The sequence below is a fragment of the Aeromonas sp. FDAARGOS 1416 genome, assembly GCF_019048085.1.
In the GTDB taxonomy this organism is placed as follows: domain Bacteria; phylum Pseudomonadota; class Gammaproteobacteria; order Enterobacterales; family Aeromonadaceae; genus Aeromonas; species Aeromonas veronii.
Genome location: NZ_CP077301.1, coordinates 4,196,857 through 4,217,436 on the forward strand (window position 1 = coordinate 4,196,857; position 20,580 = coordinate 4,217,436).

The 20,580-nt window shown below is 60.2% G+C and carries 20 protein-coding genes; 5 read left to right on the top strand and 15 right to left on the bottom strand.

The window, feature by feature from the left end:
* Positions 1-110: 110 nt before the first annotated feature.
* From hslO to I6L46_RS19135, 3 genes are all read right to left on the bottom strand, one after another.
* Complete coding sequence (gene hslO, locus I6L46_RS19125) at positions 111-995, bottom strand: Hsp33 family molecular chaperone HslO (RefSeq protein ID WP_005340140.1); 885 nt, start codon at positions 993-995, stop codon at positions 111-113.
* Positions 996-1,072: 77 nt separating this feature from the next.
* The gene (hslR, locus tag I6L46_RS19130) at positions 1,073-1,471 is read right to left on the bottom strand and encodes a ribosome-associated heat shock protein Hsp15 (protein ID WP_005340141.1); all 399 of its coding nucleotides are present in this window, start codon (positions 1,469-1,471) and stop codon (positions 1,073-1,075) included.
* Positions 1,472-1,726: 255 nt separating this feature from the next.
* Positions 1,727-2,107, bottom strand: a complete 381-nt coding sequence (locus tag I6L46_RS19135; RefSeq protein ID WP_005340143.1) for a hypothetical protein — start codon at positions 2,105-2,107, stop codon at positions 1,727-1,729.
* A gap of 185 nt (positions 2,108-2,292) precedes the next feature.
* On the opposite strand from I6L46_RS19135, the gene I6L46_RS19140 reads away from it, so the two are divergent.
* Both I6L46_RS19140 and ydiK read left to right on the top strand, forming a co-directional pair.
* Positions 2,293-3,681: a phosphatase PAP2 family protein gene (locus I6L46_RS19140; protein WP_216976753.1), complete on the top strand. Its 1,389-nt coding sequence runs from the start codon at positions 2,293-2,295 to the stop codon at positions 3,679-3,681.
* The gene (gene ydiK / locus I6L46_RS19145; RefSeq protein ID WP_216976754.1) at positions 3,678-4,763 is read left to right on the top strand and encodes an AI-2E family transporter YdiK; all 1,086 of its coding nucleotides are present in this window, start codon (positions 3,678-3,680) and stop codon (positions 4,761-4,763) included. Before I6L46_RS19140 ends, ydiK begins: the two co-directional genes overlap by 4 nt.
* A gap of 323 nt (positions 4,764-5,086) precedes the next feature.
* Here the strand turns inward: ydiK and I6L46_RS19150 are convergent, their stop codons facing one another.
* Together I6L46_RS19150 and I6L46_RS19155 are read right to left on the bottom strand one after the other, a co-directional pair.
* Positions 5,087-5,863: a DUF4062 domain-containing protein gene (locus I6L46_RS19150; RefSeq protein WP_216976756.1), complete on the bottom strand. Its 777-nt coding sequence runs from the start codon at positions 5,861-5,863 to the stop codon at positions 5,087-5,089.
* Between the two features lie 401 nt (positions 5,864-6,264).
* Entirely contained in the window at positions 6,265-7,401 is a 1,137-nt protein-coding gene (locus I6L46_RS19155; protein ID WP_216976758.1) for an agmatine/peptidylarginine deiminase, read from the bottom strand.
* A gap of 154 nt (positions 7,402-7,555) precedes the next feature.
* Between I6L46_RS19155 and I6L46_RS19160 the strand changes: the two genes are divergently transcribed.
* Positions 7,556-8,455, top strand: a complete 900-nt coding sequence (locus I6L46_RS19160; protein WP_216976760.1) for a LysR family transcriptional regulator — start codon at positions 7,556-7,558, stop codon at positions 8,453-8,455.
* A gap of 73 nt (positions 8,456-8,528) precedes the next feature.
* Positions 8,529-10,430 (top strand): dihydroxyacetone kinase operon transcriptional regulator DhaR, encoded by a 1,902-nt coding sequence (gene dhaR / locus I6L46_RS19165; RefSeq protein ID WP_216976762.1) that lies wholly within the window; start codon positions 8,529-8,531, stop codon positions 10,428-10,430.
* 94 nt (positions 10,431-10,524) lie between these two features.
* Here dhaR and I6L46_RS19170 read toward each other — a convergent pair whose 3' ends face one another.
* The 8 genes from I6L46_RS19170 to I6L46_RS19205 form a co-directional block, all read right to left on the bottom strand.
* A complete protein-coding gene (locus I6L46_RS19170; RefSeq protein ID WP_167557495.1) occupies positions 10,525-11,607 on the bottom strand; it encodes a glycerol dehydrogenase in 1,083 nt (360 codons plus the stop codon).
* Positions 11,608-11,732: 125 nt separating this feature from the next.
* Positions 11,733-12,449: a dihydroxyacetone kinase phosphoryl donor subunit DhaM gene (gene dhaM, locus I6L46_RS19175; RefSeq protein ID WP_216976764.1), complete on the bottom strand. Its 717-nt coding sequence runs from the start codon at positions 12,447-12,449 to the stop codon at positions 11,733-11,735.
* A gap of 1 nt (position 12,450) precedes the next feature.
* A complete protein-coding gene (gene dhaL, locus I6L46_RS19180) occupies positions 12,451-13,080 on the bottom strand; it encodes a dihydroxyacetone kinase subunit DhaL (protein WP_005355013.1) in 630 nt (209 codons plus the stop codon).
* Between the two features lie 9 nt (positions 13,081-13,089).
* Positions 13,090-14,160 (bottom strand): dihydroxyacetone kinase subunit DhaK, encoded by a 1,071-nt coding sequence (gene dhaK / locus I6L46_RS19185; protein WP_185228191.1) that lies wholly within the window; start codon positions 14,158-14,160, stop codon positions 13,090-13,092.
* Positions 14,161-14,398: 238 nt separating this feature from the next.
* Positions 14,399-15,757 (bottom strand): NCS2 family permease, encoded by a 1,359-nt coding sequence (locus tag I6L46_RS19190; RefSeq protein WP_216976766.1) that lies wholly within the window; start codon positions 15,755-15,757, stop codon positions 14,399-14,401.
* A 305-nt stretch (positions 15,758-16,062) separates the two neighbouring features.
* Positions 16,063-16,275, bottom strand: coding sequence for an RNA chaperone/antiterminator CspA (gene cspA / locus I6L46_RS19195; RefSeq protein WP_005316548.1), 213 nt, complete (start codon positions 16,273-16,275; stop codon positions 16,063-16,065).
* A 594-nt stretch (positions 16,276-16,869) separates the two neighbouring features.
* The gene (gene yjbD, locus I6L46_RS19200) at positions 16,870-17,154 is read right to left on the bottom strand and encodes a DUF3811 domain-containing protein (RefSeq protein WP_005340165.1); all 285 of its coding nucleotides are present in this window, start codon (positions 17,152-17,154) and stop codon (positions 16,870-16,872) included.
* Between the two features lie 146 nt (positions 17,155-17,300).
* On the bottom strand, positions 17,301-18,203 hold the full coding sequence (locus I6L46_RS19205; RefSeq protein WP_043822581.1) for a cation diffusion facilitator family transporter: 903 nt from the start codon (positions 18,201-18,203) through the stop codon (positions 17,301-17,303).
* Positions 18,204-18,667: 464 nt separating this feature from the next.
* Here I6L46_RS19205 and I6L46_RS20800 point away from each other — a divergent pair, with 464 nt between their 5' ends.
* Positions 18,668-18,790 carry a hypothetical protein gene (locus I6L46_RS20800; RefSeq protein ID WP_005306071.1) on the top strand — a complete coding sequence of 41 codons (123 nt, stop codon included), beginning with the start codon at positions 18,668-18,670 and terminating at the stop codon, positions 18,788-18,790.
* A gap of 72 nt (positions 18,791-18,862) precedes the next feature.
* Here the strand turns inward: I6L46_RS20800 and I6L46_RS19210 are convergent, their stop codons facing one another.
* Entirely contained in the window at positions 18,863-19,606 is a 744-nt protein-coding gene (locus I6L46_RS19210) for an ABC transporter substrate-binding protein (protein WP_064341833.1), read from the bottom strand.
* A gap of 149 nt (positions 19,607-19,755) precedes the next feature.
* Positions 19,756-20,343 carry a single-stranded DNA-binding protein gene (locus tag I6L46_RS19215; RefSeq protein ID WP_005340181.1) on the bottom strand — a complete coding sequence of 196 codons (588 nt, stop codon included), beginning with the start codon at positions 20,341-20,343 and terminating at the stop codon, positions 19,756-19,758.
* Between the last annotated feature and the right edge of the window lie 237 nt (positions 20,344-20,580).

Here is a 20,580-nt window from a genome sequence, read left to right on the forward strand (position 1 = left end):
GACGGTCATCCTATCACTTAGGTGGTAGAGTTTAGCGATCGCCATCAAACTTTATAAAATAGGGTATTTTTTTGTTATTAAAGTTAAAGGCGGGTTTTGCCCGCCTTTAATTAGTGTAACTGGTTTGCATCATTGCCGGGAGCCCTGCTGAACAGGGTTTCGACATCGATCCCATTAAATTGGTACTGGGCGCCGCAATAATCACAGTGCATGTCGATCTTGCCGAGCTCCTGCACCATCTCCATCACCTCTTCCTTTTCTATCTGCAACAGGGCTCCTTCGCAGCGCTCGCGGGAGCAGGTGCAACGGAACTCGACCGCCTGCGGATCGAATACCCGCACCTTGTCCTGATGGTAGAGACGGTAGAGGATCTCTTCTGCCTGCAGGCCGAACAGCTCTTCATCCTTGATGGTGCTGGTGAGCTGGGTCAGGTGATCGAAATCGTTGCTGTGATCCTCGCTCTGGGCGGGCAGCTCCTGCAGCATGATGCCGGCAGCACGCGGCGCACCTTCGTGGTAGCCGGTGCGGATCCACAGCTTGGTAGCCAGCTGTTCGGAGCGGGCGAAGTAGTGCTCCAGGCAGCCCGCCAGGGTGTCGGCGTCCAGCGCGATGATGCCCTGATAGCGCTCGCCCTGTTCCGGGGTGATGGTGATGATCAGCTGGCCGTTGCCAATCAGGCTCTGCAGCTTGCCATCGCTCGGCAGCTCGCCTTCATAGCGGGCCACGCCACGCAGCTGCTGGTTGTTGTCGCCGTTGATGACGGCCAGACGCACCGGGCCATCGCCCTGCAGTTGCACTGTGATGGAGCCTTCAAACTTGAGGGTGGCGGTCAGCAGGCTGGTGGCGACCAGCAGCTCGCCCAGCAGTTTTTGCACCTGCACCGGGTAGTTCTGGGCTTCCACTACGTGGCGGTAGGTGTGATCCAGCTGGACCAGCTCGCCACGCACTTCGTACTCTTCAAACAGATAGCGATACAGCAGATCTTGGTTGCTCATCATGTATTCCTGGCTTTTCGGTGAGGTAAATCGGGCGGGCTGGGGTTGATGCCAGCCCGGTATCAAATCGGGGTCGGTCAGTACTGTTTGACCTTGAGCAACTGGCGTCGCTCCTGCTTGTCGGGGCGGCGCTCGGGGCTGGGGGCAAACTGGCTGTTGAAGCGGCGCGCCTCGCTGTTCTCGGCCCGTTTTTTCAGGCTCTCGGCGGTCTCTTCATAGAGCTGCTGGGCCAGCGGGGCCGATTTGCGCTGCTCGCTCAAGGCCAGCACCCGCACTTCGCGTTCATCCTGCCCCTGCCAGAAGCGGATCAGCGCCCCCACTTCCACCTGTTTGCCCGGTTTGCTGCGCTGACCATTGTAGTGCACCTTGCCCCCGTCGATCTGATCCCGCGCAATGGAGCGGGTCTTGTAGAAACGGGCCGCCCACAGCCACTTGTCGAGACGAACCTCGAGGGCACTTTCTGCATGATTGGGCATGAACAGGCTCCATAACGGGGAAAAGAGGTGGTCGATTATACCAGAGCACGGGGTCGGGATAGAAACCGGGCAGCCGCCGCGCGGGGCGCAAACCATGTCAAGGTGATGCAACATATGGGCAGTTTGCTGATTCACAAGGGAAAGCGCTGCTTTATCGGGTATCCATGGGGGCTGAGAAGGGCCTCCATACCGCGCATATAAAGCTGCCGCCCCGGTTGGGGGCGGCAGCGTTCACATCCGTTGACCACAGCTCAGTCAGAAGTGATCGTGCTGATCCGGCTTCTTCTGGTCGTGGGGGCCTTCGCTGTGGGCGATGGCGGTGCGGATCAGATCAACCCCGGCGCGGATAATCAGCACCCCCATGTTGACCAGCTTGACGCAGACCCACATGAAGGTGATGAGCAGGATCAGCTTGAGCACGGTCTGGAACGCTTCCAGGAAGTTCTGCTCCAGCTGGGCGGTCAGGCCGTTGGCGCTGGTCATCAGCCAGGTGTAGACCTCGCGCACGAACGGGATGCGGCTTGGCATCTCCAGTACATCCAGTGCGGCAGGAAGCGCCTGGAAGATGACGATGCTGCCGAACAGGATCAAAATGACACCGATGGCGATGCCGAGGAAAAAGCCGAACTGTCTCATGGAGGGCTCCAGCGTTTGCTGCATGAAATTGAAGATAGCCGCCAATAGTAGGGAGTGCCCTGCTTCATCGCAATCTTCCGTGCACCGCCAGCGCGGCGGGAACGGCGGCAATCCGGCCGCTACCGTTGCCCAACTATCTGATTTCTGGGAGGCTTGTCGCCATTGTGCATAGGGAAAGCAAATTGATGTCGAGAACCCTCTTTTTACTGTTGCTGGCGCTGTTTGCCGCTCTGGCAGCCCTGAGCGCCGAACCGGCGGCACCGACGGCAGCAGCCTGCGCCATCCGCCATCAGGATCAACTGCTGCTGGTGCAGGATCGCATCTCCTCCCGCTACAGCCTGAGCGGTGGCTATATCGATGGCGGCGAGAGCCCGCAGCAGGCGGCACTGCGCGAACTCTTTGAGGAGACCGGCTTGCAAGGAGAGGTGGTGCAGGAGCTGGGTCGCTGGCAGCGGGCGCTTATCTTCGCTTGTCGCACGCTGGAACCCATCGTCGCCCAGCAAGATTCCGATTTTGTCTCGCTGCTGAAGGCCCCCAATCTGGGCGGGGAGATCCTTAACGCCCGGCTGCTCGCGGTGGACAAGCTCCCCCGCGAGCAGCGCCGCTTCCCGGATCAGCTCGACTGGCTGCAATCCCGACTGGATAAGGTGCCCGAGAGCGAGGTGCACTGGCAGGCCGATTTCGTGGCGCAGGGCAATGCGCTGCATCAGGCCGAGATCCCGTTGATGATGCGCCTGCAACAGTGGCTGGGGCCCGATGTCTGGTGGCTGTCGGTCAGCAATCTGTTTGGTTCAGGCGGCTTTCAGCTAGCCCTGATACCTTTGCTGCTCCCGCTGCTGGGGTGGTCGCGGCTGCGCCAGCTGCTGTTCACCATGCTCTGGCTTGGCTTGCTGGTGCAGGCGAGCAAGGAGGGGAGCGGCTGGCCGCGCCCCTTCCATCTGCAACCGCTGCTGGCAACCCAGAGTGCGCAAGGCTTTGGCATGCCGAGCGGTCACACCGCCTCGGCGCTGCTGTTCTGGGGCGCGCTGCTTGGCTGGCTCTGGCCTGCCCAGCGGGGGCTGGCCTATTCGCTGGCGCTGTTGCTGGCCCTCACCACAGGTCTGGCGCGGGTCTGGCTCGGGGTGCACTTTATCTCGGACGTGGCGGCGGGGTTGCTGATCGGCGCCTTGCTGCTGGCCGCGCGTCCCTGCTGGCGTGCCGACAGGCAGTCGGCGGCTTGGCTGCTGCTGATTGCATCTGCGCTGGCGCTCGGGGGGCTGACCCAGTCGGCCCATCTGGCCGGGATCGGGCTGGCTGCGCTCGGGATCTGGATCGGTGGTTTGCTTACCCTGACTCGCGGCGGTTATCCCCCCATTGTGACCGGCGCGGTCACGCTGGCGGGGGGCGCTCTGATCGGGGCGGGGCTCTGGGCATTGCCACTGTTGACCAGCAGTTCGCTGGCTATCCTGCTTGGTCAGTTTGTGCTCTTTTTCGGGCTGGGGCTCTGGTTGAGCGCTGGCCTCTGGTGGATACTATCTCTCTTGAAACAAGACTCTCGACCCAGGGGCGGATGCCCTGACAGGGAAACCCTATGAACATGAAAAAAGTGGATTTGGCCAAGATAACCCTGGGGGTGCTGTTTCTCAGCATCCTGATTATCTCCTGTTTCCTGGTGTTGCAGCCCTTCCTGCCCGCGCTGGTGTGGGCCACCATGATCACCATCGCCACCTGGCCGTTGATGCTGATGGTGCAGCGGCTGTTGTGGGGCAAACGGTCGCTGGCGGCCCTCTTTATGACGCTGGTGCTGCTGCTGATGTTCGTTATTCCGCTCTTTATGACGCTGGCCAATGTAGCGGAGAAAGCGCCCATGCTGATCGAGCTGGGCACCAATATCAGCCAGTCGCCGCCGCCCGAGCTGCTCTGGCTGCAACAGATCCCGCTGGTAGGCGACAAGCTCTACGGCTTCTGGCAGCAAATTCTGGCGAGCGGTGGTCAGGTGCTGTTTGCCAAGCTGGCTCCTTACTTTGGCCAGACCGCCCGCTGGCTGGCCGCTCAGGCGGGCAATCTGGGGCTGCTGTTCGTTCACTTCCTGCTGACCGTCGGCATCTGCGGCCTGCTCTACCACTCAGGTGAAGTGGTGGCGGCCGGCATTCGCCGCTTTGCCCACCGTCTGGCAGGGCAACGGGGCGACAACGCCACCGTACTGGCCTCTCAGGCGATCCGTGCCGTGGCCATGGGCGTGGTGGTGACCGCCCTGGTGCAATCCTCGGTGGCCGGTGTCGGCCTGCTGATTGCCGGTATCCCCTACGCCATGGTGCTGGTGGTGGTGATGTTCCTGCTGATCGTCGCCCAGATCGGGCCCTTCCCGGTGCTGCTGGCCTGTATCGGCTACCTCTACTGGAGCGGCGACACCACCTGGGGCACCTTCCTGCTGGTCTGGTCACTGTTTGCAGGCACCATGGACAACTTCCTGCGCCCCTTCCTCATTAAGCGTGGCGCCAATCTGCCGCTCATCCTCATTCTGGTGGGGGTTATCGGCGGCTTGCTGGCGATGGGAATCATCGGTCTGTTTATCGGCCCCGTGGTGCTGGCGGTGGGCTACACCCTGCTGGATGCCTGGATCAAGGAAGATGACCAACCGGCGACCGCTGCGGTTGAAGCGCCCAAGACCGAGTGACGATTCGGTAACAAGACGATTTAGCTATTCATCGCTGATGCCAAGAGCCGCCTATAAAGGCGGCTCTGTTATTTGTAGTGATTGTGATTATGGCGATCGAGTCAGATTGGTTGATCCTTGCCAACCTCCATATCCCACATATGACCGTCTCATGTAGGTTCGATTAGCGAAGCGTAATCGGACGATCGAGATACCGCTGTCCCGGTGTTTCCATGAGTCAGCGGCATCTGTCAGAGGGGAAATTCGAGTAGCCGTTATAGCGGGGGAATTGATTTACGCGAACGTCCGATTACGCCTGACGGCTAATCGAACCTACGGGCTTTTTAGGCATCTGCAGCACCGCCCTTGTTTGCTGCGACGATTTCTTGCATTACCTTGTCAAACTCCATTAAGCCATCAATAGCTTCATCAAGGGGCATGCCACAGCCGCGACTCAGGACGAAGCCTGCTGCTAGGCGCTCACCAGCTAAAGCCAGTTCCAATGCCTCCCGTAAAATGGCATCTGGCGGGATAGTTTTGAAGAAACCCTCTATTCGACCACGCAGGTACCGGTACCTTGGCTCTGTGAGCGGATACCTAACTGTTGAGTTTTTTGCAATCTGACCAAAAACCGCTGCAGAGGAGGCTGACTCACGGGCACCGGTAAGACTCATGAGATCCTGAGCAACCTTTGCAGCTAGCTCTTGGTGGGATGAGAAGTAGTTGATCACATGTCGGGAGCGTAGCAAGCCCTTAAGGGTTGAAAGCTTTACCGCGGACTCGCCAACTTCAACATGCAGTGGATATACAGGATGGTTCTCTTCGTCCATTAGGTAGATGAGGCAGGGCAGCTTGAGAGCGGTTGCCTCTTCATACTCAAGGTGCGTAAGCGACTTCCCAGTTTCAGGGTCAATTGAGCCGTACCGCATTCCAAAGATGCCAACATATATATCTGACTCACGAACCAATCTTAGGCATTCTTCCTTCGGAGATCCGGGAAGTGCCCCAAAGTACTCCATTGCTTTGGCTCCGTGCTGAAGTCGAGCCACAGCATCTCGAACCATGGCCCGATGATGTTCAAGATCGATAAAGGTTGAACTGACAAAAACGATTTCAGCCATGATTCAGATACCTAACTGTGATTAGATGGAAAGCGGTAGTAATCCGTTAATATAGCCTTCCAGATAGCTCTGAATGGGTCTGGCTCCATCCACAAAAATTCATTTTAAATCAAAACATTAACTTCCTGGTGCCGGTGCTAAATCTATTCTCTTAACATCCTCTGTTGGCTCTATTTTTGATCATCGGGCAAAAATACACTTCTGGGGCGGCAATGGAAAGCGCCGCCGAGTCTCAGCCTCTTGAATAACTCGGGAGTGTGATCGCGGTGATACCCCATATGGTATTGCTGGCCAATATGCGGAACGGCGGCGGGTCAGGGGGCTTGCGGTCAACAGAAATGGGCGGAGACAAATAACCCGGGGCGTGGCAACGCCCCGGGTTATCAGTGGGTAGGGGAGTGTCAGGCGGGCTGGTGCAGGGTGATGCAGTGAATACCGCCACCGCCGGCGGCGACCGGATCGATATTGATCTGCACGATGTCGCGGCCGGGGTATAGGTGGGCCAGCAGATCATGGCAGTAGCTATCGGCGGCCTTGTCGCCAAACTCGGGTGCGATTACCGCGCCATTGATCGGCAGATAGTTGATATAACCGGCGGCGAAGTCGCGGCTGCGGCTAAAGCGGTTGTCCCGCACATCGAGCGGGGGCGGCAGCACATGCAGCTCCAGCTTGTTGCCGTCGGCATCGGTGGCCTGCTTGAGGATGGCCATATGCTGGCGAGTCACCTCGTAGTCGTGGGATTCCGGATCGTTGTCCATATTGACCACCACCACCCCGGGTCGGACAAAGCGGGCGTAGAAATCGACGTGGGCATCTGTGATGTCCTTGCCCTTGATGCCCGGCAGCCAGATGATTTTGCGCAGCCCCAGATTGGCTTTCAGCTCCGTCTCCAGTTGCGCCTTGCTCACCCCCGGATTGCGGTTGCTGTTGAGCCAGCAGCTCTCGGTCATGATGGCGGTGCCGTTGCCATCCACCTCGATACCGCCCCCCTCGCCAGTCAGCTTGCTCTGCAGATAGTGGGCATCCGCCTGCTTGCTGACCAGCTCGGCTACGCCCGCATCCTGTTCGTGCTCCTGCTTGTCGCCCCAGCCGTTGAAGTTGAAATCCACCAGCCCCAGCTCCCCTTCGCCGTTCTGGACGAAGACGCCACCGGTATCGCGCAGCCAGATATCGTCCAGCTCGGCGACGATAAAGCGAGTGTTCTGCTCGCCACAGAGTTGGCGGGCCAGCGCCTCCTCCTCTTCGCGGCAGAGCACACTCACCTTGGTGTAAGGGGTCATGGCTTTAACCAGCCGCCCTATGGTCGCCTGCACCTCCTTGTAATCGCGGCCCCAGATGGCCGGGCTGGCGGCAAAGGCGACCCAGACCTGCGCCTGTGGGCCAGCCTCATCGGGCATATGGAACTGCTCGCCGCTGGCGCTGGTTGCATTCTCATCGGCATTGCTGCTGGCCGCGTGGGCCTTGCCCGGCAGGTTGCCGAGCCCGGCCAGCACGCCGATGGCCGCCAGCTGTTTCAATACGTTGCGTCGGGATGGCATGAAAAGCTCCTTGGATGAGGGCGCTTTTGCTGTCGCTGAATGACCGGAAGTGACAAGCGCTGTTAATCGAATTGCGTTGAGTAATAGACTATCCGTGGCTGTGACGGCGAACAAACGATCAATTTTCCGTAAAAGTGATAAGTGGAGCTAATCAATGGTGTTCAAGCAGTGGCCCCCGCTCAACGTGCTGCGGGGCTTTGAGGCGGCGGCGAGACTCGGCAGTTTTCATCAGGCGGCGCAGGAGCTGCACCTGACCCAGTCCGCCATCAGCCAGCAGATCCGCTCGCTGGAGGAGCTGCTCGGCCAGCCGCTGTTTCACCGGCAGGGGCGCTCGGTCGCGCTGACCGATGCGGGGCAGGATCTGCTGGAGACCACCCAGAGCGTGCTGTTGCAGTTGGCGATGGGGATCCAGCGGCTGGAGCAGTACCGCAAACCGAACCAGCTGGTGCTCAACACCAGCACCGCCATCGCTCGTCACTGGCTGCTGCCGCGGCTGGGGGAGTTTCACCGCCTGCATCCCGACATCGATCTCTGGCTGTTCACCAGCGATGAAGAGCCCGACATGGCGGAGCAGACCGTCGATCTTGCCCTGCGCTGGGATCTCGGGCCGCAGGCCGAGTGTCGCCATCAGCACCTGCTGGCGGATCGCTTGCTGCCGGTGGCCACCGCCACCGTGCTGTCCCGGCCCGCGGAGGAGCGCACCACCCTGCACGGCGAGCGGGAGCTGGATTGGCATCACTGGACGCTGAGAGGAGGGGAGGATCTGCACCTGCAGACCCGTGGGCTCAACTTCTCCGATCCCGGCCTGCTGCTGGAGGCCGCCAGCGCCGGACTCGGTGTGGCGCTGGTGAGCGAACTGCTCTCCCGTCCCGCTCGTCAGCAGGGGTTGCTGTTGCCCCTCTCCACCCGTCGGGTCAAGGGGCCGCAGTGGGATCTGCTGGTGCATCAGGAGAGCGAAGGAATGCCGGAGTGCCGCGCCTTCTGCCATTGGCTCGGCCAGCAGTTTGCCGACGGTGAACCCGACCGGGAGGAGGGCGGGGTTGCCACCCTCTGAGGCAGGTCACTGAATCGGGGGCGCTGGCGTGGTTAAATGGTTGGCTCACTTCTTGCCGGATATTGCTGTGACCATGCCATCTGACCTTCAGCCGCTGCTCGCCTGGCCTGACTATCTGCAGGCATCCTGGCTGCGCTGCGCCCACCAGACCAGTGCCACCCTCTGGCATCCGCCCCACTGCGCCAAGGGGCAGACCTTGCAGAGCCTGCGCCAGCGCAAGCGCGACCTGCTCACCACCGGCGAGATGGCCCTCGAAGATCTCTACGAATTTATGGAGGGGCGCCCCTGCGCCCTGCTGCTCACCGACGAGAGCGGCTGCTTGCTGGCCCAAACCGGCCATCCCGACACCCTGCGCGAGTTGGCGGCACTGGGGTTTGGCCCCGGCGCCTTCTTCAGCGAGGGGCGCATCGGCACCAATGCCATCAATCTGGCGGCGCTGGAGGGAGTGCCGCTCTGCGTCAGCGGCCCCCAGCACTTCAATCAGACCCTCCACCCGTGGCACAGCTGCGCCAGCCCGGTCTACAACAGCAATGGCCGTCAGGTCGCCATCATTGCGTTGATTTGCAAGGTGGAGGAGGCGAGCGCCGGCGATCTGGCGCTCACCGTCAGTGCCGGGCGCGAGCTGGCCCATCTGCTGCAGATGGAGACCCTGATGCAGGAGTCCCAGCACCACTTGAGCGAACTTTACGCCCTGCTCGATGGCATGGATGACGGTGTGCTGGCCTGGGATCCGCAGGGCCGACTGCGCTATCTCAACGCTCTGGCGGCCAACCGGCTGCGGCTCGATCCGGCGCTCTGTCTCGGCCAGCCGCTGGAGCAGCACCTGTTGTTGCCCCAGCGGTTGCAGTTGGCCATCAAGGGGCAGACGCCGCTCAGCCATGTGGAGGTGACGCTGGAGCGGCTCGGCGCGCAGGAGGGGGAGTTTATCAATGCGCTGGTGAGCCTCAAGCCGTTGCCGGGGCCGGAGGGGGTCAGCTTTATCGCTCTGCTGCACCCGGTCGATCGGCTGCGGGCTATTCACCAGCTGCGCCAGACGGTGCCCGAGTTATCGGCACTGGTGGGGGAGTCGAGCGCCATGCGCAAGCTGCTGCGCTACGCCCGGCAGGCGGCCCAGAGTCAGGGGCCGATCCTGCTGCGCGGTGAGGAGGAGGTGGGCAAGGCCCAGCTGGCGGAGGCGATCCACTTTGGCAGTGAGCGGGCCGCCGGGCCGCTCATTACCCTCAACTGCAAGGCGCTACCGAGCGAGCGGATGGCGCTGGAGCTGATGGGTTCCGACGAGGCGGGGCAGGAGCGGGCAGGCAAGTTCGAGCTGGCCCACGGCGGCACGTTAGTGCTGGAGCAGGTGGAGTGTCTCTCTGCCCCCATGCAGGCGGCGCTGCTGCAACTGCTCAAGACCGGCCGCATCCAGCGCTTCGATTCGGCCCGCATCCTGCCGCTCAAGGTGCGGATCATCGCCACCAGCAGCGCCCCGCTGGAGCAGCTGGTGCAGGAGGGGCTGTTTGGCCGCCAGCTGCTCTATGCCTTGCAGGCGTGCGAGCTGTGGCTGCCGGGACTGCGGGAGCGCGCGGCCGATCTGCCGGGCCTTATCAGCCAGCAGCTGGCGGCGCAGGGGCGCGAGCCGGTGCGCCAGTTCAGTCCGGCGGCCCTCGACTGTCTGCTCGCCTATCCCTGGCCCGGCAATCTGGGGGAGCTGCGCAGCGCCGTCGAGCATGCCCTGCTTCACGCCGGTCAGGGGCCGATCCCGCCCGAGGCGCTGCCTGCCGCAATTCGGCACGGCTATCAGCGGGTGGCAGACGAGGTGGTGGGGCAACCGCTGCTCACGCTGGAGGAGCTGGAGCGGCAAGCCATCCTGCGCTGCGCTCACGCTTGCAAGGGACAGGTGAGCCAGATGGCCCAGCATCTGGGCATCAGCCGCACCACCCTCTGGCGGCGGCTCAAGCTGCTCGAGATCGATCCCGCCGACTATCACGGCTGATAGTTATTCAGGCCGTAGCGAACCGGCCCGCAGAAAACGAAACGGCCCCGCAGTTGCGGGGCCGTTTTATATGGAAGGGTCTGCCGTGGCGCGGTTACAGCCCCAGCTGGTGGGCGGTGACGATGGCCGCCAGCACATCCTCGGCGGTGACCTTGAACGGCATATTGTGGATGGTCTCGCCCTCGGCGGTAGAGGCTTTGGCCACCTCCATCAGGCGCGCCATATCCAGCTCCTTGACCCCCATCATATGCAGGTTGGTCGGCAGGCCCACCGAGCGGCAGAAGGCCAACACGGTTTCGATCTCCGCCATCGGGGCGTTCTCCAGCACCAGCTGCACCAGGGTACCGAACGCCACTTTCTCACCGTGATAGAGGTGGTGGCACTCGGCCAGCTGGGTCAGGCCGTTGTGGATGGCGTGGGCGGCGGCCAGCCCGCTGCTCTCGAAGCCGATACCGCTCAGGTAGGTGTTGGCCTCGATGATGTTCTCCACCGCCTTGGTGCAGAGTCCCTGCTCCACCGCCAGCTTGGCCTTGTAGCCGTCGGCCAGCAGAGTCTTGTAGCAGAGCTCGGCGATGGCCTGCGCCGCCAGCGTGGAGGCGCCACCGGCCATGGTCTGGCAACCGGAAACCTTGTTGGCGCGCGCCTCGAAGTAGGTTGATAGCGCATCCCCCATGCCGGAGACCAGTAGCCGCACCGGGGCGCGGGAGACCACGCCAGTATCCATGATGACCATGTTGGGGTTGGTCGGGATCATCAGGTATTCACTGAACTGCCCCTCCGGGGTGTAGATGACCGCCAACGCGCTGGTGGGGGCATCGGTGGAGGCGATGGTCGGCACTATGACCACCGGCACCTTCTGATAGAAGGCGACCGACTTGGCGGTATCAAGCGTTTTGCCGCCGCCTATGCCGATGATGACGTCAAACGGGGTCTGCTGGCAGCGGGCCAGCAGGCGGTCGATCTCGGGGCGGGAGCACTCGCCGTTGAAGCAGTCGAACTCCGGCTTGATACCGGCGCCGTGGAAGCTGGTAGCCACGGTATCGCCGACCAGCTTGGTGACGAAGGCGTCGGCCAAAATGAGTGGCTTGCTGCCGAGCGCCTTGACGTAGTTGCCGATATTGGCGAGGGCCCCGTTGCCTTGCACGTATTTGCTGGGGCTGATGATAATGCGGTCCATATTTTATCCCTCTCTCTTTATGAATTAAGAATCGGGGCGAAGGGGCGGCAGTGCCGGGGACTCCTTCGTCTTGAATGAAGCTGCACTGGCTCAGCGAGCGAGTGCAGCCCCTTGAAACAGTGGCGTCAGTCGCCGAAGCGCTCGTCGGCCAGCTGCTGGAAGCAGGTCAGTGCGGCGGTGGCATCCTCGCCGCGCGCCAGCAGGGTGAGCGCGTCGCCCTGACGCACGTTGAGCATGGCGAGCCGGGTCAGGCTGCGGGGATTGGCCTCTTTATCCCCCTTTTGCAGCTTGAGCTCAGCGGCAAAGGGCTTGAGGGCGGCTACCAGCCGGGCGGCGGGGCGCACATGCAGGCCGTGGGGGTTATCCACCACCACCTCGCAGCGCAGCCATCCGTCGTCGGCAACGGGGGCTGTCTCGGTGGCGGCCTGCGCCGCGCTGGCAGGCAGCATCGCCTGTTTCGGGCCAAGGGCACCGAGCGCCTCGGCGGCCACCTCGTCCAGCGTCAGGCCGGAACCGGCCGCCACCACGGCGGCCAGAGTACCTTCGACCAGCGGTGCGGGGCAGAGCCGTACCCGTGCACTCAGCTCCGGGGGCAGCAGTTCGAGGGCGGTCTCGGCGCTGAGCAGAGCGCTGCCCAAGTCCATTAGCACCAGCACACCGCTGCCGTCATCCGCCTCTTCAATCGCACTCATCACCGCGATGGCATCGGTGCCGATGGGGTGGTCGGGGTCATCGACCCCGGCCGCCAGCAGCAGGCGGGCCGTGCTGCCGAGCTGGTCGGCCAGCGCTTTCAAACCGGCCGCCAGCATGGCGCTGTGAGAGACAACTACGATTCCGATCATGTCACAACCTCGCTCTGTCACGCAGGGCAGTCAGCAGCAGCAGGGTCGAGGTGGCCCCGGCATCCTGATGGCCGATGCTGCGCTCGCCAAGATAGCTGGCGCGCCCCTTGCGGGCCTGCATCTGGATGGTGGCCTCGGTACCGGCCGCGGCGGCTGCCACCGCCTTGTCCAGCGCTTCATTGAGCGGCAACTCTTGCTGCTGCGCCTGTTGCAGGGCGGCCAGTGCTGGCCACCAGGCATCGCACATGGTCTTGTCGCCCGGCTCGGCGCGGCCGCGGGAGACGATCCCCTCGACCCCGTCGCTCAGCATTTTGCACAGCTGACTGAGGCTCAGGCTCTGGCAGGCGTCGGTGCTGGCCGCGGCCCGGATAAAGAAGGTGCCGTAGAGCGGGCCGCTGGCGCCACCGACCGAGGAGAGCAACGTCATGCCGGTGGTTTTCAGCACCTGACCGATATCCTTGTCCGCCACTGCCGGCAGCTTCTCGGCCACCTTGGCGAAGCCGCGCTGCATATTGAGGCCGTGGTCGCCGTCGCCGATGTCGGTATCCAGCGCGGTGAGGTAGTCACGCTGCTCGGTGAAGATATGCTCGCAGTCGAGCAGCCAGTTGACGATGTGATGCTTGCTTAACATGGGTTCTCCTTAGCAGCCGCGACGCAGGGCGGGGGTGTGAACGGGGGCATCCCACAGGGTCATCAGCTCATCATCCACCTTGAGCAGGGTGATTGAGATACCGGTCATGTCGAGGGAGGTGCAGTAGGGGCCAATCAGGTTGCGCACCAGATGGATGCCCGCCTCCTCGCACAGGGTGGCAAGGCGACCATAGACGCCATAGAGCTCGGAGATGGGGGTGCCGCCGAGGCTGTTGACCAGTGCGATGACTCGATCGCCTTTGTTGAGCGGTTCGATAAAGGTGTGCTCCTCCTGCCAACTGCCGCTGGTGCGCTCCCAGTGGCGCAGGGTGCGGCCATAGGGGGTGTTGTCAGCAAGCTCGCTGAACATGTCGTCCACCAGGGTATTGAGGTCGGTGAAGGGGCGACGCTCGATGCCCGGCTCGCCGTGGATACCGACGCCGAACTCCAGCTCGTTGTCCGCCAGAGTGAAGGAGGGCTTGCCAGCGGCCGGCACGGTGCAGGCATGCATGGCCACGCCTATGGTGCGGCTCTGGTTGTTGATGCGACGGGCCAGCGCCTCGCAACGTGCCAGATCGTAGCCCGCCTCGGCGGCGGCACCGACCAGCTTCTCGCACAGCACGGTCGTGGCAACGCCACGGCGACCGGCGGTGTAGAGGCTGTCTTTGACCGCCACGTCGTCATCGATGAGGGCGAAGCCCACCTTGACGCCGTCGCCGTGCAGCAGCTCGACCGCAGTTTCGAAGTTGAGTACGTCGCCGGTGTAGTTCTTCACCAGAAACAGCACGCCCGCGCCGCCATCAACGGCCTGACCGCACTCGTACATCTGATCCGGGGTGGGGGAGGTAAAAATCTCGCCGGGGCAGGCGCCATCCAGCATCCCTTTGCCCACCAGACCGCCGTGCATCGGCTCGTGGCCGCTGCCACCGCCGGAGACCAGCGCCACCTTGCCCATCACGGGGGAGTCGGCGCGGGTGATGTAGTGGGGTTCGATACGTACCTTGAGCTCGGGGTGGGCGGCTGCCATCCCCATCAGTTGTTCACGGACCACGGCATCGACGGCATTGATCAGTTTCTTCATGGCTCACTCCTTGGCTTGCCACCGCTCGGGTGGGCAAATGGTTGATGGAGCCAGTCTAACGACAGAAAAAGGGATAAAAATGACGGTCGATTTGGTTCGGATTTGAAACAGCAGAAGGGGGATGGGTGTTTCAATCTGAAACGGCGAAGGGCTAGCGGGCGGGAAACTGTTAGCTGACTCACAGCCATGAAAAAGGGCCCCGCAGGGCCCTTCGCTACAACCGGAATATGCGGACGGGTTAGATGGCCCAGCCACCGGCGTAGAAGACCACCAGCGCCAGGGCGATGATAACGGTGCCGACGTTCAGCTTCTTCCACTCGGCAGCGAACAGACGACCGATGACCAGCGCCACGAAGCCCAGCATGATGCCGGTCACGATGTTGCAGGTGAGCACGATAAAGACGGCGCACAGCATGCCGGAGAGGGCATCGACCGAGTCGCTGAAGTCCAGCTTGGTGACGTTGCCCAGCATCAGCAGACCGACGTACATCAGGGCCGGTGCGGTGGCGTAAGCCGGTACCAGATAGCTCAGCGGGGAGAGGAAGATCATCAGCAGGAACAGCACGCCGACCAGCGCGGCGGTCAGACCGGTCTTGCCACCGGCTGCGGTGCCTGCGGCAGATTCGATGTAGACGGCAGCCGGAGCACCGCCAACGGCGCCTGCCACCATGCTGCTGACGGAGTCGGCAGTCAGGGCCTTGCCGCCGCTGATGATGTGGCCACGTTCGTTGATGAGGCCAGCCTGACCGGCCACGGCACGGATGGTGCCGGTGGCGTCAAACACGGCGGTCATCACCAGTGCCAGTACGGTCGGAATGACCATCGGATTGAGGGCGCCCAGCAGATCCATGCTGCCTAGCAGAGAGCCCTTCTCGCCAGTCAGGCTCGGCATGGCGAAGAAGCCCTGCCAGGTCACTTTCGGGTCGAAGATAAGGCCGAGGATGGAGATGGCGATGATCACCATCAGGATGCCACCCGGCACCTTGCGACGCTCCAGACCGAAGATGGCAGCCAGACCCAGCACCGTCATGATCACCGGGAAGGCGGTCACTTCACCGAGTTGTACCGGCAGGCCAGCCCCTTCGTTCTTGATCACCATGCCGACGCCGTTGGTGGCGATCAGCAGCAGGAACAGACCGATACCGATGCCGGTGCCGTGAGCGATGCCGGAGGGGAGGTTGTCCAGGATCCACTGGCGTACGCCGGTGACGCTGATCAGGGTAAACAGCACACCCATCAGGAAGATGGCACCCAGCGCGACCGGAATGCTCAGTCCCTGACCCAGCACCAGACTGAATGCGGTAAAGGCGGTGAGGGAGATGGCGCAACCGATGGCCATCGGCAGCTTGGCCCACAGGCCCATCAGCAGGGAGCCGAAGGCGGCGATCAAACAGGTGGCCACAAACACCGGGCCCTGCTCAAAGCCAGCGGCACCCAGCATGTTCGGCACCACTATGATGCTGTAGACCATCGCCAGGAAGGTGGTCAGCCCCGCGACCAGCTCCTGACGCACGCTGCTGCCGCGCGCAGAAATGGAAAAATAAGAGTCCAGAAAGCCGCCAGTCCCTGTTTGGGCGGCCATATCTTGCTTTGCCATAACTAATCCTGAAAGTGTGAAGGAAATCGTTTGCGTTGGTGGCGCGCAAAATAGCAAGAATTCGCGGCAAATACAGCGGATAACCTGACTTTTTCGTCACTATTTTACATTTTGAGTCCATTCGGAGCTCATTGTAAGACTCAAGCGGTGAGAGCGTGTAAGGCAGGGATCAAGCTGTCGGGGGAGGGGTGATCAGTGAGGAAAAAGCGGGGAAAAACAAAAAACCCGCCGAAGCGGGTTTTTTTAAATTCTTGCAGAGCTGTCAGCAGTTGGCATGAGCCATCAGCAGCATGCTCCGGCTTGAATTACAGACCAACTACGTTGGCAGCAGCCGGGCCTTTCTGGCCTTGCTCGATGGTGAACTCAACGCGCTGACCTTCGTCCAGGGTTTTGAAGCTGGTGGACTGGATAGCGGAGAAGTGTACGAACACGTCTTTGCTGCCGTCAGCCGGGGAGATGAAACCAAAACCTTTCTCAGCGTTGAAGAACTTAACGGTACCAGTCATTTTGTTAGACATAATAATTTCCTTAAATAGTGTTGAATGCCACCTAAATGGCAATTTTTGATTTTTCGTCAGCAATACGTATGGGGAGCACTAAAGAAGGAGAATTATTTGATAAGAATTATCCGAGGATAACGCTTATGCTAATCACTGCTTTACTAAAATGACTGCCTAACATAATCAGGTCTGAACTGCCGAACCATCGAGAAAGATTAAAACACGCTCTCATTTTTAAAGCAAACTTTATCTCGATATTAATGTTTTGTAACAGCCAAAAATATCATTTTTTATAGTAAACATGATGCATTTCAACGGCATAGAAAAATCAGTGCAGACTCATATCACCCTGTGGCAAGCCAGATTCGGCTTTTTTGTCCTGACTATGTAGCCAGTTCTGGCAAAAAATATGAGAAAAAATGAAAAGGTGGCGAGAGACGTGGATTGTCAGTTGTCGTTCTCTCTAACTCACAATGTAAATCACTTCTTTGCTGCTGCGATTAGCTTCTGAGCGGCAAATCAATGGCAGCGCCAAATCTGGCTCATCGAGCATCGCCCAGACATGCAAACGCCCGCAGGCACAAGTGCCTGCGGGCGTTTTGCAAGAAGGGATCAGCGCTTGCTGCGAAACTTGTTGCTGACCGAATCAATCCAGCTGAAGGTTTCCGGCAGTACCTGATTCTTGGCACGCTCTTTGGCTTTCTCGCGAGCCAGCTTGGAGGCTGCCTTGGCCGCTTCGGCGCGGTCGGCCACAATTTTCAGGCGACCCTCTTCGCGGATCTTGTTCCGCTCTCCGTTGGTCAGCTGGTGGTCTGCATTGGCTTGTGCCTTTTGCAATAACAAGGCTATCTCAGCTTTTTCGGCCTCGGTCAGATCTTTCATTTCCAGCTTTTTCACGGCGCGCTCCTGCGGCAGGGTGGTTAGACACCCTAACACAGTTGTGCCGATCACTTCTTATGCAATCGGCTTTCCGGCAGTAAAAATGCGGGTTTGTGCCAACTTTCCGTTATTTCGCTGCCACTTTCCCGCCTGTTTGCCACATTTCAATTTATGGCGAGCGGCGAGGGCAGCTCTTGTTCCTCCGGCTCGACGTGGATCAGCACGATGGCGTGGGGCAGTTGCGCCATGATGGCGTGTTCGATGCGATCACAGATATCGTGGGCTTCGCCGATGCTCATCTCCGGGGGCAGGGTGAGGTGGAAGTCGATATGGCGACGACGACCGGCACGACGGCTGCGCAGATCGTGAAAACCGCTGGCGGCAGGGCAGCATTCGGTGATGATGCGGCTGGTCATCGCCAGCTCTTCCGGGCTCATACTCTGGTCGATCAGCGGCTGGAAGGCCTCGTTGAGCATGCTGATCGCCTCTCTGACAATAAAGATGGCGACCGCAATGGCGACCAGCGGGTCGAGGATGGCGAGTGAATGGCCGAACAGACCGGCCAGCCAGATCCCGCCAAGACCGACGGCGACTCCGGCTGAAGTGAGCACATCCGCCTTGAGATGGAGCGCATCGGCCGCCAATGCAACTGACTCTTCTTCCCGGGCCACCTTGTAGAGGTAGGCCGAGACACCGCTGTTGACCAGCGCCGAGATCACCATCACCAGCACGCCCCAGCCAATGCTTTCAATCGGGCTGGGGGTGATCAGCTTGTCGACGGCTTCGAAGATGATCCAGCCCGCGGCCAGCAAGATAAGCAGTGCTTCGATGACGCCGGAGACATTTTCAATCTTGTCGTGACCATAGGGGTGGCGTTCATCAGGCGGGAGATCGGACTTTTTCACCGCGAACAGGGCGATCAGGGCCGCCACCAGATCCATGGCGGAGTGGATCGCCTCCGAGATGATACTGACCGAGCCGCTGGCGAACCCGGCCACCATTTTCATGATGATCAGACTGATATTGGAGCAGACCGACACCATGGCGGCTCTGGTTTTTCTGTTCATGTCACAGCTTCCTGAATAAAAACGGATATTTCGGTGCGGCGCGCATTATATCCGGCTGACCGGAAATAACCTATTCGGTGTTGTAACCTGATGTTTCCGATGGTATTGCGAATGCTTATTAAAATGGTGACCTCTTGCGTGGCAATAAATAATGAGAGGGATTTATATTTATCCGTGAAAATATCCAGGTAACGATGGCTTAATATAAGCGTGACAACATTTAATAATGCGAAATACTCTTTTTTGGTCTTTCCTGTCGAGGTCGTTTGGCCTCCCCGCTCAAGGGGCTGCGCGCGACATCTTTTGGACGAGAATGAGGCTGGATCCGGATGCCGCTGGAGGGTATGCTGGGTCTGGTGATGGTCTTGCACCATCCCACCAAGCGTACTGAAGTTGATGATTCGGATGGCATGCTGGCTCCCATGAGGAACCAACTGTCTGGGTAACATTTTTGGAGTTTGATGATGAGTAACAAAGAACATCACAACGGCAAAGATGCCAAGAAAAAACCGCAGATGTCACTGAAAGAGAAACGCGAAGCCAAACGTCAGAAAGCAGAACTGAAAAACGGCAGCGCAATGAAGTAACGCTCCCCTACTGCTGTTCCTTCGGAGCCAGTACAAAGCCAGCCCTTACCGGCTGGCTTTTATGTTTGTGGCTCACGGCGTGGCGCCGTAAGCAGCGAAAATCTGGTGATAACGACCATCCTGACGCATCGCCTCAAGGCGCTTATCAAACAGATTGCGGGCATCGGCCGTTCGGAAGGCAAAGTGATAGACGGTGGGCGGGAAGAGGTCTGCTTGCCTGACCTGATTGCGCTCGTAGTGCTCGCCTGCCTGGGCGGTGGCAATCAGCTGGTCGAGGTAGTAGTAGAACACCCGCTCTTCCAGTACGACTGCATCGACCCTGCCGCGCATCAGCTGATGTACCTGCACCTGCTGCTTGGCTACCTCCTCATAGTGGGGATTCTGGTTGGCCATGGTGGCGAATGCCCCCCCCAGAATGATCCTTGCCCGTTGAAAGGCGGTGACCCGTTTTGAATGCAGGTCGTCCAGAGTGCTGATGTGGGTGCTGCGCAGGGTGAAAATCCGGTTATGGAAGGTGATAACGGGCTGGGTCAGAACGTGAGGATCAACCATCCCGGGTCTGACGTTGATGATGGCATCCAGCTTTCCTGACTCGAACAGGCGGAAGGTACGCTCCAGCGGCAGAAATTCAAAGCTGGGCTCATAGCCGCTGCCAGCGAACGCCTCTTTCAGCAGATCCAGCTCGATGCCACGCTGATTACTTTCGATGACATAAGGGGGGATGGCAAAGCTGACCCCGACCTTGAGTGGCGTTGCCTGCAACTGGCCGGAGAGCATGCTGGTCAGCATTAGCAGTAAAGGGGTGAGCAGTTTCATTGCACTTTTCACAAAGCGTTCCTGTGGAGAATATCCATCACTGTAGGGGAGGCAACCAAAAAGCGTTATATCCCTTTCGGGCTGAGAGGTTCAGCCTGAGTGCATAAAAAAAGACCCTGAGTTATCAGGGCCTTTTCAATATTCTGTTCTTAGAACGGGATATCGTCGTCGAAATCCATCGGCGGCTCGTTATATACCGGCGGCGCAGATTGCGGCTGCTGGGCAGGACGGCCATAACCGCCTTGTGGCTGCATGTTCTGCTGCGGAGCCGGTGCCGGGCGCTGCTGGTTCATCGGCTGCTGGGCAGGCATGCTCTGCTGCGGCTGACCCCAGTTACCCTGGGATTGGCCACCCATGTTCTGGCCCATACCCTGACCGCCTTGCGGACGACCACCCAGCATCTGCATCACGCCAGTGAAGCTGTCGACCAGCACTTCAGTGGTGTAGCGCTCCTGGCCGCTCTGATCCTGCCATTTGCGGGTTTGCAGTTTGCCTTCCACATAGACCTGGGAGCCCTTCTTCAGGTACTCGCCAGCCACTTCGGCCAACTTGCCCATGAAGACGACGCGGTGCCATTCGGTACGCTCTTTCTGCTCACCGGTCTGCTTGTCGCGCCAGGTTTCGGAGGTAGCCAGAGTAATGTTGGTCACAGCACCGCCACTCGGCATGTAGCGTACTTCCGGGTCTTGCCCGAGGTTACCGATCAGAATGACTTTATTGATGCCTCGACTGGCCATAATCTCTCTTCCACCTTTATATTCCGGCCAGGCAACGCCTGGACCCACTAAATAAGTTACCGCGCTTTTTTCCTGACCATGCCGTTATCATATTGAACAGCATGGTTTTTCTATAACCGTTGCAGCAATCAGAGTGCTAGTTTCGCGTTATCTGACCCGGGTTTAGCCCCCAATAGTAACAGTTGATCACTCCGCGGGCGAGCGCTTGCTCCCATGGGGTGAGGGCAACCTCGCCTC